17 protein-coding genes are annotated in these 16,163 nt (G+C 60.4%); 5 read left to right on the plus strand and 12 right to left on the minus strand.

From position 1 onward, the window contains the following. The first annotated feature begins 137 nt into the window (after positions 1-137). From ACYVDM_RS08220 to msrA, 5 genes are all read left to right on the plus strand, one after another. A complete protein-coding gene (locus tag ACYVDM_RS08220; protein ID WP_415792067.1) occupies positions 138-770 on the plus strand; it encodes a cytochrome b/b6 domain-containing protein in 633 nt (210 codons plus the stop codon). A gap of 10 nt (positions 771-780) precedes the next feature. Then, positions 781-1,572: a molybdopterin-dependent oxidoreductase gene (locus tag ACYVDM_RS08225; protein ID WP_415792068.1), complete on the plus strand. Its 792-nt coding sequence runs from the start codon at positions 781-783 to the stop codon at positions 1,570-1,572. Positions 1,573-1,617: 45 nt separating this feature from the next. Further along, positions 1,618-1,929, plus strand: coding sequence for a pentapeptide MXKDX repeat protein (locus ACYVDM_RS08230; protein WP_415792069.1), 312 nt, complete (start codon positions 1,618-1,620; stop codon positions 1,927-1,929). Between the two features lie 64 nt (positions 1,930-1,993). Then, the gene (gene msrB / locus ACYVDM_RS08235; RefSeq protein ID WP_415792070.1) at positions 1,994-2,494 is read left to right on the plus strand and encodes a peptide-methionine (R)-S-oxide reductase MsrB; all 501 of its coding nucleotides are present in this window, start codon (positions 1,994-1,996) and stop codon (positions 2,492-2,494) included. 24 nt (positions 2,495-2,518) lie between these two features. After that, the gene (msrA, locus tag ACYVDM_RS08240) at positions 2,519-3,262 is read left to right on the plus strand and encodes a peptide-methionine (S)-S-oxide reductase MsrA (protein ID WP_415792071.1); all 744 of its coding nucleotides are present in this window, start codon (positions 2,519-2,521) and stop codon (positions 3,260-3,262) included. Positions 3,263-3,336: 74 nt separating this feature from the next. On the opposite strand, the gene ACYVDM_RS08245 is transcribed toward msrA, so the two are convergent. The 12 genes from ACYVDM_RS08245 to ACYVDM_RS08300 all read right to left on the minus strand — a co-directional run bounded on the left by ACYVDM_RS08245 (position 3,337) and on the right by ACYVDM_RS08300 (position 16,159). After that, complete coding sequence (locus ACYVDM_RS08245) at positions 3,337-4,665, minus strand: PQQ-dependent sugar dehydrogenase (protein ID WP_415792072.1); 1,329 nt, start codon at positions 4,663-4,665, stop codon at positions 3,337-3,339. Beyond that, on the minus strand, positions 4,662-5,090 hold the full coding sequence (locus ACYVDM_RS08250; protein WP_415792073.1) for a DUF2231 domain-containing protein: 429 nt from the start codon (positions 5,088-5,090) through the stop codon (positions 4,662-4,664). The genes ACYVDM_RS08245 and ACYVDM_RS08250 overlap by 4 nt, the downstream gene beginning before the upstream one ends. Before the next feature lie 111 nt (positions 5,091-5,201). Continuing rightward, on the minus strand, positions 5,202-6,686 hold the full coding sequence (locus ACYVDM_RS08255; protein WP_415792074.1) for a phospholipase D-like domain-containing protein: 1,485 nt from the start codon (positions 6,684-6,686) through the stop codon (positions 5,202-5,204). 121 nt (positions 6,687-6,807) lie between these two features. Continuing rightward, positions 6,808-7,542 (minus strand): FadR/GntR family transcriptional regulator, encoded by a 735-nt coding sequence (locus ACYVDM_RS08260; protein ID WP_415792075.1) that lies wholly within the window; start codon positions 7,540-7,542, stop codon positions 6,808-6,810. A gap of 24 nt (positions 7,543-7,566) precedes the next feature. Next, positions 7,567-8,436, minus strand: a complete 870-nt coding sequence (locus ACYVDM_RS08265) for a fumarylacetoacetate hydrolase family protein (protein WP_415792076.1) — start codon at positions 8,434-8,436, stop codon at positions 7,567-7,569. Positions 8,437-8,504: 68 nt separating this feature from the next. Further along, positions 8,505-9,197: a molybdate ABC transporter substrate-binding protein gene (locus tag ACYVDM_RS08270; protein WP_415792077.1), complete on the minus strand. Its 693-nt coding sequence runs from the start codon at positions 9,195-9,197 to the stop codon at positions 8,505-8,507. Between the two features lie 23 nt (positions 9,198-9,220). Beyond that, the gene (locus tag ACYVDM_RS08275; protein WP_415792079.1) at positions 9,221-11,380 is read right to left on the minus strand and encodes a molybdopterin cofactor-binding domain-containing protein; all 2,160 of its coding nucleotides are present in this window, start codon (positions 11,378-11,380) and stop codon (positions 9,221-9,223) included. Further along, a complete protein-coding gene (locus tag ACYVDM_RS08280) occupies positions 11,377-11,853 on the minus strand; it encodes a (2Fe-2S)-binding protein (RefSeq protein WP_415792080.1) in 477 nt (158 codons plus the stop codon). Before ACYVDM_RS08280 ends, ACYVDM_RS08275 begins: the two co-directional genes overlap by 4 nt. A gap of 6 nt (positions 11,854-11,859) precedes the next feature. Continuing rightward, positions 11,860-12,843, minus strand: a complete 984-nt coding sequence (locus tag ACYVDM_RS08285) for a Bug family tripartite tricarboxylate transporter substrate binding protein (RefSeq protein ID WP_415792081.1) — start codon at positions 12,841-12,843, stop codon at positions 11,860-11,862. A 138-nt stretch (positions 12,844-12,981) separates the two neighbouring features. Then, entirely contained in the window at positions 12,982-13,938 is a 957-nt protein-coding gene (locus tag ACYVDM_RS08290) for a LysR family transcriptional regulator (protein WP_415792082.1), read from the minus strand. A 49-nt stretch (positions 13,939-13,987) separates the two neighbouring features. Further along, positions 13,988-15,160 carry an acyl-CoA dehydrogenase family protein gene (locus ACYVDM_RS08295; RefSeq protein ID WP_415792084.1) on the minus strand — a complete coding sequence of 391 codons (1,173 nt, stop codon included), beginning with the start codon at positions 15,158-15,160 and terminating at the stop codon, positions 13,988-13,990. 18 nt (positions 15,161-15,178) lie between these two features. Next, a complete protein-coding gene (locus tag ACYVDM_RS08300; protein ID WP_415792085.1) occupies positions 15,179-16,159 on the minus strand; it encodes a Bug family tripartite tricarboxylate transporter substrate binding protein in 981 nt (326 codons plus the stop codon). Between the last annotated feature and the right edge of the window lie 4 nt (positions 16,160-16,163).

Below are 16,163 nucleotides of genomic sequence, written 5' to 3' on the forward strand. Positions count from 1 at the left end.
GAAATGCGGGTGGGAAATATGGGAGGGCAGTACGTGCCGGTTACCCCCTATTGTCGCCAATTGCGGCGTGCTAGTTATCACATTTAATTTAAGTTTTCGTGAGGACTTCGCCATGGGGGGCAGGCAAGAATGCCTACATGGCTACTCCATTGCATCCTTATCCGCAGGCTGGCACCGCGGTCGATACCCGGGTCGTTCACCCCGTCTGGCTGCGCATAACCCATTGGGTGAACGCGCTGGCTGTGCTGATCATGATCACCAGCGGATGGCGTATTTATAACGCATCGCCTCTGTTCGACTTCATTTTTCCGGCGGGTATCACCCTGGGGGGTTGGCTGGGCGGCGCACTGCAGTGGCATTTTGCCGGCATGTGGCTGCTGGCCGGCAACGGATTGCTGTACCTGGGCATGAACCTGGGCAGTGGCCGCCTGCTACGCCGCTTTTTCCCGCTGTCGCCTCGCACTATTGCCGCCGACCTGGGCGCCGCGCTACGCGGCCGCCTGTCGCATGCCGATCCACGAGATTACAACGCCGTACAGCGGCTGGCGTATCTGTTCATCATGCTCGACATCGCGGTATTGGTGCTGTCCGGCCTGGTGCTCTGGAAATCCGTGCAGTTCGAAACGCTGCGCGCGCTGATGGGCGGTTATGAGGCGGCCCGCTATGTGCATTTCATCGCGATGGCGCTGCTGGCCGCATTCGTGATGGTGCATGTGTTGATGGTAGCGCTGGTGCCGCGCACCCTGCTGACCATGATTCGCGGCAAATAAAGGATACGGAATGACTCCGCGCAAACGCCCTACCCTGCCCGGTCTGGATGGCCCGGCCATCCTGCGAGAGGCACGCAAGCTACTTGCCCCGCGTATTGAACAGCCGACACGCCGCGCGTTCCTGCAGCGCACACTGAGCCTGGGCGGGCTGGCACTATTGTCGGGTTGCAGCCTCAGCGACGACGAAAGCGTCGAACAAGCCCTGACCGCTGTGTCCCGCTTCAATGATGGAGTGCAGGGATGGATATTCGATCCCGGCCAATTGGCACCCACCTACCCTGAATCGATGATCACGCGACCGTTTCCTTTCAATGCCTATTACGGCATCGAAGACGTGCCGCAGGTCGACGAGACCGACTACCGGCTCGAGCTGGCTGGCTTGGTGAACGACAAGCGTGCCTGGCGTCTCGATCAGTTGCGCGCGATGGCCCAGGAGGATCAGGTCACGCGTCACATCTGTGTAGAGGGTTGGAGCGCCATCGGCAAATGGGGTGGCGTACGCTTTGCGGATTTTCTGAGGCATGTGGGCGCCGATCTGCAGGCCAAGTATGTGGGTTTCAAGTGCGCCGATGACTACTACACGAGCATTGACATGCCCACCGCGCTGCACCCGCAAACCTTGCTGGCCTTGACCTACGACGGCCAACCGCTGCCGCCCGAATACGGATTTCCCATGAAGCTGCGCATGCCGACCAAGCTTGGCTACAAAAATCCCAAGCATATCCAGGCCATCTACGTGACGAACACGTTTCCTGGCGGTTACTGGGAAGACCAGGGATACAACTGGTTCGGCGGCAGCTAACGATTTTTTCCCGCGGCGACGCCGCAACAAACTGGAGCTTTCACCATGAAAAAAAGCGCGATCTACGCTGTCTCGATGTGCCTGGCCCTGGCGGCCGGCGGCGCCTATGCCGCCGACAACATGAGCAAGGATGGCATGTCCAAGGACGGCATGTCCAAGAGTTCGATGTCCAAGGATGGCATGAAGAAGGATGGAATGTCGAAAGACTCGATGTCCAAGGACGGTATGAAGAAGGGCGGGATGTCGAAAGACTCGATGTCCAAGGATGGCATGGCCAAAGACGGTATGTCCAAGAGCTCGATGTCCAAAGACGGCATGACGAAAGACGGAATGTCCCACGATGGCATGAAAAAATAATCGCCCGTCGCGGCGTAGCCGGTGGCGCCCGCTCGCAAACGCTACCGGCCCATAGGAGCAAATCATGAAATCGACTCGCAGGCTATTTCTGGCCGCCAGCGGCGGCGCCACCCTGGCCGCGATGCTGGGCGCGCTGGCCGGCCCGAGCGCGCAAGCGCGTGCGGCGCAAACCTTTGCCGTCATGCACAGCGACGCCGAATGGCGTGTCCTGCTGACCCCGACGCAATATGCCATATTGCGCCAGGCCGATACTGAACGGCCTTATTCCAGCCCCCTGGACCATGAACACCGCGATGGCACCTATGCCTGCGCTGGCTGCGAACAGGCGTTGTTCTCATCAGATACCAAGTTCGACAGTGGTACCGGCTGGCCTAGTTTCTGGCAGCCGCTGCCGCACGCGATCGGTACCACGAGCGACCGTAGCTTTGGCATGGTGCGCACCGCCGTGCATTGCGGTCGCTGTGGCGGCCATCTAGGCCATGTTTTCGACGACGGCCCCAAGCCCACCGGATTACGCTACTGCATGAATGGTGTGGCTCTGGCCTTCACCGCGACGGCCTCTTGAAAAACGATCCTACAGGAGTTCACCATGAGCCCCACACGCGCCACATCAGCCGCAAATCCTAGCGACTATGCCCGCCGCACCTACTTCAGGTTGGCTGGCGCAGCCCTACTGGCCGGCAGTGCCTGGTTCGCCTTCCTCGCGCCGAGCCGCGCCGCCGAAACCGTCTTTCATATCCCGCCGCCCGCGGCCGACTTGTCCGCAGGCGGCGCCAAAACGGCCACCGCCGTGCTCGCTGGTGGATGTTTCTGGGGCGTACAAGCTGTGTTTCAGCACGTCGAGGGGGTCACCCAGGCCCTATCGGGCTATGCCGGTGGCAACGCCAACACGGCCGACTACAACACCGTCAGCGGCGGCAGCACCGGCCACGCCGAAGCCGTGCAGATTACCTACGACCCCAGTCGCATCAGCTACGGGCAACTATTGCAGATCTATTTTTCAGTGGCCCACGATCCCACCCAGCGCAATCGGCAAGGCCCCGATACAGGCACCCAGTATCGATCGACAGTTTTTCCTTCCAGCGAAGCGCAGCGGCAGGTTGCCCAAGCCTACATCGCCCAATTAGACCGCTCGGGCGTCTATCCCCGTCCAGTGGCAACCACGATCGAGAATCTGCAGGGTTTTTATCCAGCCGAGCAATATCACCAGGACTACCTGGTGCATCATCCCGACAGTCTATACATTGTCATCAACGATCAGCCCAAGGTAGAGAACCTGGCTAAGGAATATCCCGACCGCTACCGGGAGACGCCGGTCCTGGTAGGAGGCTGATGTGTCCGCACGAGCACGTGAATGAAAATAGACTGCGAGTACTACGCGTCGAGGCATGCTCCGTTTGAGACTGCCTAGTTCTTCGGCGCCGTCACGACCGGCTGTGGCGCCTGTGTAGTCTGCGTCGGCGTTATGCGCCAAATCGTATTCGAAAGATCATCCGCAACGATAAGTGCGCCGCGTGGGTCGACTGTCACACCCACCGGACGGCCACGGGTCTTGCCATCGCTATCGCGAAACCCCGCGACGAAATCTACGGGCGCACCGGACGGCCGCCCATCGCGAAATGGCACGAAGACCACTTTGTAGCCCGCGGGTTCGCTGCGGTTCCAACTGCCGTGTTCTCCGACGAAAACCCCGTTGGCGAACTGTCCACCCATCGCGTCGGCCGAAAAGTCGACGCCCAGTGCCGCGACATGCGACCCCAAGCTGTAGTCCGGCTTGATCGCAGCGGCGACCTTCTCCGGGTCTTGCGGTCGCACACGCTCGTCGACGTGTTGGCCCCAATAACTGTACGGCCAGCCATAAAAGGCACCTTCCTGGACAGCTGTCAGATAGTCGGGGACCAAGTTCGGACCGAGCTCATCGCGTTCGTTCACGACTGCCCACAATTGACCCGTATCGGGCTGGATAGTCAGTGCGGTGGGGTTGCGCAGCCCCGTGGCGTACGCCTTGTGTTCGCCGGTGCGGGCATTTATTCGCCAGATAAGAGCGCGGTCGACCTCCGCCGTCATGCCGCGTTCCGTGATGTTGCTATTGGAGCCGATGCCTACATACAGATATTGCCCATCGGCACTGGCGGCCATGGCTTTGGTCCAGTGGTGGTTGATTTCCGATGGCAAGGGCGTCACCGTTTCAGGTGGACCGCTCGCCTTGGTTTGTCCTGGCTGGTAGTCGAATCGCACCACGGCGTCCTGGTTGGCGACATAGAGATTGTTATCCACCAATGCAAGGCCGTACGGCGCATTCAGGTTTTCCGCGAAAGTCGACGTTTCATAGGTGCCATCGCCGTCGGCGTCGCGCAGCAACGTCAAGCGATTACCGCCCTTTATCGGGCTGGTGCCCTTGGCCTTGATCACGCCGGCGATCACGTCTTTAGGCTTGAGTGGCGGGGCGTTGCCGCCACGGCCCTCAGCCACCAGGATGTCACCATTGGGCAATACCAGCGTCTGTCGCGGTATTTTGAGATCGGTCGCGATGGCGGTAATCGTATAGCCGTCTGGCACCGTCGGTACCTTGTCCCCCCATTCTGCCGGTTCTGCAATCACCATGTCGGGCAGCAGTCCCCGTTCGGGCTGGGGCAATTCAGGGTCCGGGCCGATCTGCGCAGGTCCGGCTTGGCCGCTGCATACGCCCAACGCCGCAGACAGCGGGACCACGGCAAGCAAGCTAAGGTATTTCATGTCGCGCCTCTGATGTGCGGGGTACGAAAGCCCAGCCATATCGCCGCGCAGGCAAGCACCACGACGATTATCGACAGGCCCAGACCGGTAGGCATACTCGCCCATGCATCGCGGGCATGCACGAGCGCATTGAAGAAACCCACGACCCACACCGCCAGCAGCACCAAGACATAGGGAATGATTCCCCGTGCGCGTTGATGAGGCCGAAAGAGATCGATAATCGCAAAGATCAGCGCGACACCACTAAACACCAGACCGCCCACCAGAAGCCACGATGCGAAGTTATTCCACTGGATGTGAAAAGATTGCGCATAGACTGCATCGCTGAGGGCAGCCCCGAGAAACAAGGGAAAAGCCCCCGCCAGAAATACCGCTTGCACTGGGTGCACAACCAGGGCATATCGATGGTCAATGAGTTGGGTCACTTTTGATCGCCTCCTTAGTCGCCAGGTCACATGCGTGATTTGGAAGGAGACGCAGCAAGTACCGTGCCTACGCGCAATGCAGTTGTGGCTTTACGCGCGTCGTCCGCAGCGTCAAGGGCGCTTGGTCGGTCGTCGCCATTTCCTGAATAGACCCCGTCGGCTCAGGGGTTCGAAGATTTTCTCAGGCCCCTCCGGGTCGAGGATCTGGTTGTCTGCCAGCCATTGCTCTGTATCGCTCAATTCGGGAATGACATACGGCACGAGCGTACGGCCGGGCTGACGTAGGCGTTCTATCGTGGCGATGAGGGATCGCGTCTGGCTCAGTGTCTCGGCGACGTGCGCTGGCTCGGTGTTCAAGTGCTCGGCAAGCAGATCATCGCGCAAGGCAGCGATCTTTGCGCGAGCGGGCACCGCGTCGGACTGATCGACCGACACCGTCACGTCGCACTCGGTGTCCAGCCGCAGGGACCTGTTGTTGAAATTGGACGATCCGACTCGCAGCCAACGATCGTCCACGATAAGGACTTTGGCGTGGACATAGATGGACTCGCCGCTCGCCGTCTGCGGATGATAGATCTGAAACCGCCCATACTTATCAATTCGCCGCAACGCCTCTACCAACCGCGCACGCGCGCTATCCATCGCCAGTGGTTCGAGCCAACCTTCAGCGGTTTTCGGATTAATGATGACGATCTCCGGCCCGTCCGGCTCGCACAGGCGCTGGGCTATTGCACGAGCAATCTTGCGTGACGCGAAATACTGGCTTTCCGCATAGATGACTCGTTTGGCGCTGGTGATCAGGTCCAGGTACATCTGCTCAATCTCATAAACACCTGGCTCGTCATCCATTTGCGGAATGGTCCGTGCTATGCCTAGCGAGACATCCTCGAAAGTGGGCGCCAGACCCGACGGCCAGGGATCGGACTCGCAAGAAACGGGCTTGAGCTGTTCTCCCGTCGCCAATTGCCATCTATGGCGCGCAAGATCGCCCATCGCCAGCGCGGCGGGGCCGTCCAGAGCGCTGGTGGCATCATACCAGGGGCCGTACGGCGTGCCATTGGGCCGTAGCCTGCTCGGATCCGCATCGGCATGTTCGCGCCGATCCCAGCGCTCGCTGGTAATGTCGATACCGCCACAGAAAGCCAGTTTGTCGTCTATCACAACGATTTTCTGGTGATGAGAGGCGGCAATCGGATGCGCACCATCGAGCTTCAGCGTAATGCGGGGGTGGGCCTTCCAGCGCAGGACGGTAGCCAAGGTATTGCCGCGGAAGATCGCTTTGAAGGCGCCGGTGTCCCAGCGTAGCAGCCTGATTTCCAGGGCGGGCGTCCGCCGCACCAGCCAGAGGAAAAAATCGCCTAAGGTCAACGGCCCCGTGTCGCCCTCGCCAGCCTCCAATTGGATGCGTGAGTCAAAATCCCAACCAATCAGGAAGATGCTTTGACGCGCATTGAGCATGGCGACCCGCACCGCCCTGAAGTAATCATCAGCATCGACAATGAAAGCAAACCGATCCGCTTGTTCGATACGCCAGCAATTGCGTTCCAAGACGAGCAGACGCGTGTCCGGGTCTTCTATCGATGAGGATTTGTCCATCAGCTATCTCCCTAGCGGATCTTGGGCTGTACGTTGGAGTACTAATGGTAGCTGCCAATATGCTTGTTGGCTCCAAGCACCGACCAGGTCGCCCGGGACAGTCGCGCCCAGCCGCAACGCTTCAATCGCCAAACAGATTCTTGCGGATCAGCACCAGGTGTTCGGTCATAAGTCGGCGCGACTCGTCCAGATCGCGGTTCTTGAGCGCCTCGACGATGGCGCGATGCTGCTGCATGTACTGCCGATGCCGTTCAGGTGTGTAGCTGCGCTGTTTCAGGACGCCCCAGCCCCCCTCTGTGCGCGCCTTGCCAACCATATCCATGATGTGGATAAAGAAAGAATTGTGCGTAGCCACAGCAAAGAGCCGGTGCAACTCGTGATCCAGTGTTTCGAATTCAGCCAGAGTCTGCGCCTGCTCCGCGCGGCGCAGGCACTGCTCCATGGCATTGAAATCATCGGCGTGCGCATTGCGCACCACCAATTCCGGTAATAGGGGCTCGATATAGATGCGCGCTTCGATCAGTTCAGCCGGGCTGGCAAGTTCGGGAACATGCGGCGGTTCGGCCTGGCCATCGGGGGCGGACTGGACGAAGGTGCCGCTGCCGCGAATACCGACGATGCGGCCTTCAGCCTCGAGGTGCTTGAGCACCCGGCGCACGGTTCCTCGGGATATGCGGAATTGCTCGGCCAACTGCCGCTCGGGCGGCAGCCGAGAACCAGGCGGCAGCTTGCCGCTGGACAATTGCGCGTCGAGATGCTGCCAGAACAGCCTGGCCGCCTTCGAGCCTACGGCGGATGCCAGCGGCACCGCCAGGCTGCCCGGATGAGCATGATCATCGGCTGGGAAGTTTTGCATGGTGTGGCTCAGGAAGAGCGCACACTATACCTTGAACACGTTCTCGATGTGACCGATGCCCTGAATTTCGACGCGCACGACATCACCGTTTTTCAGGAAACACGGCGGGTTCATGCCCATCCCGACACCCGCCGGCGTACCCGTCGCGATGACGTCTCCAGGATACAGCGTGATACCGCGCGAGCAGTTTTCGATGATGGTGCCGATATCGAAAATCAGGTCGCGCGTATTGGCTGACTGCCGGACTTCGCCGTTGACCAGGCAGCGAATGTCGAGGCTACCGGCTTGCAGTTCGTCGGCGGTGACGATCCAGGGGCCCATGGGGCAGAACGTGTCGAACGATTTGCCCAGGTGCCATTGACGATGCCGCTGCTGTACATCGCGTGCAGTCACGTCGTTCACAATGGTGTAGCCGTAGATGTGGTCTAGCGCATCAGCGCGGGTGATATTCTTACCCTGCTTGCCGATCACCACGCACAGTTCGGCCTCGTAATCGATATCTGCAGATATCCCCTGGGGCAAGCGCACATCGTCGGTGGGGCCCACGACCGATTCGGGCACCTTCGAGAAAATAATGGGCCAATCCTCGCCGTCTTTGCTGTCTTTGAAGATGGAGCCAGATAGCTCGTTGGCGTGCTCATGGTAGTTGCGGCCCACACAAAAAACATTGCGTGCGGGTCGCGGTACGGGCGCGCGCAAGCGCACGCCGCTCAACGAGCGGGCCGGACCCGCTTGGCGGGCGAGATCGGCAAGAGGCAACTGCGCGGTAATCAGGGGTAGGATCCCTAACCTGGCATCCACACCGTCCAGATCCAGGGGTTGGATCGACTGACCGTCATCCGAGACGATGCCGATACGGGCAATGCCCTGTTCTTCGTATGCTGCTAGCCTCACGTTGATTCCTTTTTCGTTAAAAATGGTTGCCGTCTAGTTGCCGTCTGCGCAAACGCCGATACCCGGGATCACACTCGGAATCCATGCGCGTTCTTGTATGCGTCCAGGCCGCTGTCGGTCAGCACATCGATAAGCTGGCGTGCCAGCTCAGCCTGGCGAGTGTCGGTGGACACGGCAGCGGCGTACACCGTGTCCAGTTCGCAACCCTTGGGCAGCAGGCCCACCGCTTGCACGCCCGGGCTATATAGGATTTCGGTGATCTGCGTGCAGCCCAAAGGCCGGCCAGGTGCCGTCGCCATTGCTTTCATGGCGGTAGCACCGTTGGGAAATTCCTTGATCTTCGCGGCAATGTCTTGCAGGACACCCAATTGCTGGAATACTTTCTTCATGTGTATTCCCGCCGTGGACTGTTGCATGTCTGGCACATAGATCGCGTCTGCATCCTGCAAGGCCTGCCCGAATGCCGCTGGCGAATCCACGGACACCGACGGATTGCCTGCTTTGACGCTCACGCCGGTGCTCACGACGCCCAGGTCGCGCACGCTCTGCGCCTGCAACTGGCCGGCGCTGACGAGATCATCGACCAGCTTGCGCGACAGGATCGCGACATCGCAATCGGCCCCGGCCAGCAATTTTTCTTTCATGGCACCCACGGCGCCGAACTCACCCTCAATTCGGCAACCGGTTTCGGCTTCGAATCCGGCACGCACCGTGTCGACCAGGCCCAAGGCAGCGCCCCCGCTCAAGATGGACAGCTTCATTTATGCTCCTTTTATTGCACACGTCATGCGGCAGCCTCGATGGCCCGCACGATATTGTCAAAATCCAGGGGCAAAGTCGACACCCGCACCCCCAGCGCGTCACGCACTGCGTTCCCGATTGCCCCTGCCACAGGCCCCAACGAGGGTTCTCCGGCGCCGGCCGCAGGCTCGTCCGGCCGGGCCAGTATCCGTACCTGCACATCAGGAACATCGGTAAACCGGATGATCGGATACTTGTCCCATGTGTCGTCGATCAGCATCCTGTCACTGAAGCGCGCCTGTTCCATAATGGCCCAAGAGCAAGCCTGGATGGCACCGCCCTCGATCTGCTGCATCACCCCATCCGGGTTGATGACTTCGCCCACATCCACCGCGATGAACAGATCATGCACAGACACTTTTTGGGCCACCGACACTCGGGCAACAACGGCACAGTACGCGCCCTTGTTCTTGTAGCGGGCAAAACCCATTCCCCACCCGATATCCTGGCCGCCGCCCTGCCTGGTGTCCCAGCCGCTCATGTCACGCACGGCGTTGATGACGGCGATGGCACGCGCATCAGACAGCATGCTCAAGCGATATTGCGCCGGATCGATGTCATGGGCCCGCGCGATATCGTCGACCATGGCCTCTATGGCGTACACATTGGCGAACGCCCCCAGAGAGCGCAGCGAAGAGGTGCGTACCGGCATATCGATGACACGGTGCGACGACAGCGCGCTGCACGGGATGTCATAGCAAGGAATGATATTGCGCTCGGTACCTCCACCCGCCGCTATCGGTGCGTTGATCGCCGATAGCCACGGGCTGGGAGATTCTCGATACCAGCTGCCCAGCAGCGTCGGCGTTTGCGCCCGGCCGGGCCGCAGGCTGTGGCCTGGTCCCCACGCGTCAGTGCGCCAGTCGAGTATCCGGCCTTGTGCATCGACATCAACCTGCAGCCGCACGGACATCGGCGGTCCTTGCGGCGCCCAGCACAATTCATCGGCGCGGGACCACTGCACTCGCACATGGCGCCCTGGCGCATGTAATGAGAACCAGGCTGCGTCAAAGGCGGCATCGTCGGCGCCGTTGTGGCCATAGCAGCCCGACCCCGGCACATGCTCGACGACGATCTGCTCTGGATCCATACCGAACGAAACAGCAAGGTCGGCCCTGAGGTTGTAGATGCCCTGGCCGTGCGTCCACACTTTCAGTGTGCCGTCGTCGCGCAGGCAGGCATACGCACAAGACGGCCCAATCGAAGCATGCTTGATGAAGGGTTTGAAGTAATCGCCTGTATATGTCGCCGCGACGGCCACGCCGTCCAGGTCAGCTTGCCCGGCTTGCCGATAGACCAGGGTATCGCACGGCTGGCGACGCAACCACGCCGGCAGTTCGTCCTGGGTCGGCAGGCAGGCTTGCTCGCGCCATTGAGCGGATGACGCCAGCCTGGTCACGGCCAAATCGGCCACGTGTTCCTGTTCGGCCAACACACCCACGAGCGAACCGTCCCGTATTACCTGCACGGCGCATTCCAGACCCTGCACAGCAGCCAGATCCAAGTGCAAGAGCTGAGCGCCGATAGCGGGCGGCCGCAACATGCGGCCATGCAAACCATCCGGCAGCGGCATGTCATGAATGAAACCATACCGGCCATGCACCTTGTCAGCCAGACCGAACGCCGGTTCGCTCGACCCGGCCTCGAATCGGGCCGCGACCAGATCAGAATTCGGTTCGACCGGCACCGCCAGATCCACATCGCGAGCCAGACTCCAGTAAGTGCCCAGTTCCCGGTCCACTGCCAAAAAAACTCCATCGCGCACGCTGATCACGCTTGCATCCACACCGGCCACAGATGCCGCGTGCTGCAAGAACAGCTGCCGTACCTGAGTGCATGCCACACGCAGTGCCATTCCCGAATGCTGGATGGACAGACTCCCCGACGTGAAGGATTCATCGGGACTGCTATCCGTGCAGGCCGGCGCCATTTTGATGCGCGCGATGGGCACGGCCAGCGCCTGCGCCGCGATCTGCGCGAGCGCGGTAAGAATGTGCTGCCCTAGTTCGACCTTACCGGAGCGTATGCACACGTATCCAGCGTCTTCGGTGGCGATGCTGATCCAGGTGGATAGCATCGGGTTGCTCTTCAGGCTGACCGGTACACCATCATCAGAGGCAAGCGGGGAAAATGCGGCTTTCATGGTTGGTCTGCACCGATATCGGCCGCCGCCTCGTTAATAGCCCGGATCACCCGCAGATGGCTGCCGCAGCGGCACAAATTGCGGGCCATGTGCTCGCGGATTGCGTTGCCGTCCGGAGACGAACAGTTGATCAGCAGTCCGGTGGCCGCCACCACCATGCCGGACGTACAGTAGCCGCATTGTGCCGCACCGTGCTTGATAAAGGCGCACTGCACGGCAGCGCCGGCGCCATGCCGGCCCAGCCCCTCTACCGTAACCACCTGCTTGCCGGCCACCGACCATAGAGGGGTATTGCAAGCATAGACCGGCACGTCATCGACCAAAACCATGCACGCGCCGCAATTGCCCTCGCCGCAGCCAAAATGCGACCCTTTCAAGCCGAGCTCGTTGCGCAGGATGTCCAGCAGAAAACGCTGATCTTGTGCAACGATCTCGTGACGCGTGCCGTTTACATGAATGTTCACTGGCATCATCTGATTTCAGTGCTGAACCATGTTGGCGTCCAACGCGATCTTGCGCAAGCGCGCGATGTCCTGCTGCAGGTATTCCCGGAAGGCCTGGGGGGTCATCGCCATCGGGGCGACCCCGTCCTTGGCCCATTGTTGTTGGACAGCCGGATTGTTGGCGATCGCGCTGACGGCCTGATTCAGCTTGGCGACAATGCCAGGCGGCGTACCCTTAGGGGCCAGCAGACCCAGCCAGATATTGGCCTCATAGCCAGGCAGGCCGGCTTCGCTGACAGTGGGGATATCCGGAAACACGGGCGAACGTTTCTTACCTGTCGTGGCCAGCGCCTTGACGCGGCCGTCGTTCACGAACGCCTGCATCGTGGCGATCGCATCGAACATGTAGTCCACCTCCCCTGCCGCCACGCCCGTTCGCGCCTGGCCACTGCTTTTGTAGGGCACATGCTGCGCGTCGGTCCCCGCCATCGACCCGAACAAGGCGCCGGCGATGTGGTACGGCGTGCCGATACCGGAACTTGCATAGTTAAGTTCGCCTGGCTTTTTCTTCTCGAGCGCAATCAGCTCCTGCACGCTGGAGACGTCGAGGCCTTTCTTGCCGACCAAAACAAGGCTCGCCTCGTTGATCGGCGCAACAGGTTCGAAATCCTTCATCAAGTCGTAGGGCTTATCCTTGAGCAGGGTCTCGTTAACGGTCTGCGTATTGGACATGACCAGCAGGGTGTAGCCGTCAGGCTGAGCGCGCGCCACGGCAGCCGTGCCGATGACGCCGCCGGCGCCGGGTTTGTTTTCGACGACGACGGACTGACCGAACTGCTTCTGTAGCTGCTCACCCAGATAACGCGCGTAAACGTCCGCAGAACCACCAGCACCAAATGGTACAACTATGACAATAGGTCGCTGAGGGTAGGAGTCGGCCGGCTCCGCCGCGTTCGACAATGCGGCGCAGAACGCCATACTTGCCGCAAAAGCTAGCGGTACCAATATTTTTTTATTCACCGTGCTCCTCCTTGTTCTGACATTTTTAGTGGGCCATCACGCCATCTGGATGGCAGCAAAGCGTACCAGTACCAGACCAAATTGAAAACCTATTTTTATATTGGTACAAATATTGGTATATGCAAAACGTGGAGACTTTCATGGTGCCGTTGGTACGGGCCGGCTCTCCATGAACAGGCTGGCGATCACACCTCGCAGCCAACGCGTCCCTTCGTCCTGGTGGCTGCGCTCGTGCCAGAATTGCTTGACTTCAAAGTCGGGCGCCGTCAGCGGCAGTGGCAGAATCTTGATGCGCCGCAGCGGCGCCATGACCCGGGCCACAGTGCTGGGGATGACAGCCAGCAGATCGGTCGCTTCGAGAATCTCGGGCACCACCGTGAAGTGCGGCACCCGCAATGCCACATGGCGGCGCAGTCCCTGTTTTTCGAGGTACTGCTCGATCAGCGTAGTGGTCGATGAATGCGGAGAAACGCGGCTATAGCGCGAACCCGCTGGCTCGATCATGATGTGGGATTCCGCCGTGAACTGGCTGATGTTCAGCCGGCGGCCAATGCGGGGATGGCCGGCCCGCATGAGGCAAACGTGTTGATCGCTGAACAGTCGCTGCTGGTAGAACCCCGCCGATAATGCCGGCAGAAAACCTATCGCCAGGTCGGCATCCCCGGTCTCCAGGGCGTCGCGATAGCCTTCGCGCGGCAACTGCAAAATTCGCAGGCTGACGCCGGGCGCGGCCGACTTCAGATGCCGCATCAGGCGCGGCAGGTAGACGACCTCTCCCAGGTCGCTCAGCAACACCTGGAAGATACGTTCAGACTGTGTCGGATCGAAAGCCACTGCACTTTCCAGTCCAGCCTGCAAGATGGACAGCCCCGCCCTGACACTTGTGGCCATGCGGTGGGCGAACGGGGTGGGCTCCATGCCGCTCTTGACCCTGACGAACAATGGGTCGCCGCACAACTGCCTGAGGCGGACCAGGGCATGACTCATCGAGGGCTGCGACAAGCCTATCCGCAAGCCCGCGCGGGTCACATTGCGCTCTTGCATCATTGCATCGAATGCCACCAGCAGATTCAGATCGATAGTCTCGATATTCATCGTCCTTGTCCGTAGAGCGATCTTGTTCGCTGGTGACGGCGCGGCAGGTTCAGGTGTCGAAGCGATTCACTCCATGCCGGCCGGACAGCACGCCTGTCGAGATGATCATCCGTTGCATCTCGGATGACCCCTCGGTAATGGTTCGGCTACGGGCGTCACGATACATCAGTTCCAGTGGCAATTCGCGCGATAGCCCCAGGCCGCCGTGTATCTGGATCGCCCTGTCGACGACCCGAATCAACATCTCGTCCGCATACAGCTTCACGGCAGACGCCTCGAGATGATAATCCAGCCCCTGGTCGGCCTTCCATGCGGCATGGTAGACCATGGCACGCGCCGCGTGCAGCTCCACCGTAGAATCAGCGATCATCCACTGAATGGCCTGTCGCTTGGCCAGCGGTTGCCCAAAGGTATGGCGAGTATTCGCGTAATCGATGGCGAGTTCCAGCGCCCGCTGCGCCCGGCCGATCGACTTGGGTCCGTGAATCAGGCGCCCCATGTCCAGGAACTCGCGGGCCAGTTCCCATCCCCTGCCGATTCCGCCCACAATCTGCTCGGCCGGCACCCTGACGTTATCGAACAGTAGTTCCCAGGGCTTGTCTGGCGACATCAGATCAAAGCATTGCCCCAGTCGAAGGCCTGGTGTGGCGCGATCAACCAGAAAGCATGAAACGCCCAGGTCTTGCCCGTCTCGCATCGTTCTGGCAAACAACTGCACAAAGTCTGCCTTGTCGGCGCCAGTGATGAAAATCTTGGCGCCATTAATAACAAAATCCACACCGTCGGCCACGGCGGTGGTTCTCATGCCTGCCGGATCCGAGCCCGCGCCCGCTTCGGTCAAAGCAAAGCAAGTTCGTTTCGAACCCTGCACGACGGGCATCAGGTATTGTGCCTTCTGGCGTTCGTCGCCATGGAACAGTACCGGCCCCAGATAAGGGGTGAACACCGTAGGAGCACGGAACGACGGCACGTTGCAACGCGCCAGCTCTTCGAAAACGACACACATGCCGGTCACCCCGACGCCGCCTCCGCCCACCTCTTCAGGCAAGTCGAAGGCCCAGAAGCCGAGCGTTTTCGCCTTGTCCTGCAACACCCGGCGCACATCGTCCGGAATGTCTGGCTCATTGGCGTAGCGGGCTTCCAGCGGCGCGAGTTCTTCTGCCACGAAACGCCGGGCCGAGTCGCGCAACATGCGCAGCTCAGGCGCAAGCTCGAAATTCATGAGTAACTCTCCTGCCTCTCAGTCCAGCTTCACGTTCACGGCACGTATGCTGCGCTCGTATTCCCGGCGGTCTTGCGCCAGGAAACGGGCGAATTCTTCAGGTCCCTGGTCTAGGGGCTCCAACCCTACGCTCGTGACATATCTGTGTTGGAACGCGGGTTGTCTCATTACCTGTTGGACATCGGCCGCGATCTTCGCGACGACGGCGGGCGGCGTCCCTGCGGGGGCAATCAGTCCAAACCAGGCCTGCGATACCATTGTTTCGAAGCCCAGTTCAGCGAACGTGGGCGTATCGGGAAAGGCCGCGATCCGCTGCGGTGCGGCCACGGCCAACAAACGCACCTTGCCCGCCTTGACCATGGGGATGGACGGCGGCACGCCCACCATGGCCATGTTGATTTGCCCTCCCACCAGCGCCGTCATGACGTCGGTAACACCCTTGTAAGGCACGTGATTCATTTTGATTCCCGCCAGCGCGGAAAACGTCTCGGCATCCAGGTGCGCCTTGCTCCCCTGTCCGTAGGATCCGTAGGTAAGGTGGCCGGGCTGGGCCTTGGCCAACGCAATCAGTTCCTGCACGTCTCCGGCCGGAAAATCATTACTCACCAACAGGATTTCCCGGGTCTGCACTACATTGACGACTGGCGTGAAATCCTTGACCGGGTCATAGGGCAACTTGCTATACAGATACTGATTGGATGACACCGTGGGATCATTAGCCATCAGCAAGGTATAGCCGTCCGGCTCGGACCGTGCCACATATTCGGCCGCGATGATGGTATTGGCACCTGGCCGGTTCTCGACCACGACCGATTGCGACCATCGACTGGCCAGCTCGTGAGCCAGCCCGCGGGCGACAGTATCGGCCAACCCGCCGGCGGTAAAGGGAACCACGATGCGCACCATCTTCGTGGGAAATGCCTCGTCCTGAGCAGCCGCCTGGCCCGCTCCCAGGACCAGTGCGGCAACCCCTATTGCCAATTTCCTGATCACGCTCATTGTT

This window comes from Bordetella tumulicola (genome assembly GCF_054779135.1).

Coding starts and splice junctions, on each gene's coding strand:
- ACYVDM_RS08280 (WP_415792080.1), bottom strand. CDS start 11,853: ATGATGCCAGTGAACATTCATGTAAACGGCACGCGTCACGAGATCGTT.
- ACYVDM_RS08245 (WP_415792072.1), bottom strand. CDS start 4,665: ATGAAATACCTTAGCTTGCTTGCCGTGGTCCCGCTGTCTGCGGCGTTG.
- ACYVDM_RS08220 (WP_415792067.1), top strand. CDS start 138: ATGGCTACTCCATTGCATCCTTATCCGCAGGCTGGCACCGCGGTCGAT.
- msrB (WP_415792070.1), top strand. CDS start 1,994: ATGAAATCGACTCGCAGGCTATTTCTGGCCGCCAGCGGCGGCGCCACC.
- ACYVDM_RS08290 (WP_415792082.1), bottom strand. CDS start 13,938: ATGAATATCGAGACTATCGATCTGAATCTGCTGGTGGCATTCGATGCA.
- ACYVDM_RS08225 (WP_415792068.1), top strand. CDS start 781: ATGACTCCGCGCAAACGCCCTACCCTGCCCGGTCTGGATGGCCCGGCC.
- ACYVDM_RS08255 (WP_415792074.1), bottom strand. CDS start 6,686: ATGGACAAATCCTCATCGATAGAAGACCCGGACACGCGTCTGCTCGTC.
- ACYVDM_RS08295 (WP_415792084.1), bottom strand. CDS start 15,160: ATGAATTTCGAGCTTGCGCCTGAGCTGCGCATGTTGCGCGACTCGGCC.
- ACYVDM_RS08270 (WP_415792077.1), bottom strand. CDS start 9,197: ATGAAGCTGTCCATCTTGAGCGGGGGCGCTGCCTTGGGCCTGGTCGAC.
- ACYVDM_RS08300 (WP_415792085.1), bottom strand. CDS start 16,159: ATGAGCGTGATCAGGAAATTGGCAATAGGGGTTGCCGCACTGGTCCTG.
- ACYVDM_RS08275 (WP_415792079.1), bottom strand. CDS start 11,380: ATGAAAGCCGCATTTTCCCCGCTTGCCTCTGATGATGGTGTACCGGTC.
- ACYVDM_RS08230 (WP_415792069.1), top strand. CDS start 1,618: ATGAAAAAAAGCGCGATCTACGCTGTCTCGATGTGCCTGGCCCTGGCG.
- msrA (WP_415792071.1), top strand. CDS start 2,519: ATGAGCCCCACACGCGCCACATCAGCCGCAAATCCTAGCGACTATGCC.
- ACYVDM_RS08260 (WP_415792075.1), bottom strand. CDS start 7,542: ATGCAAAACTTCCCAGCCGATGATCATGCTCATCCGGGCAGCCTGGCG.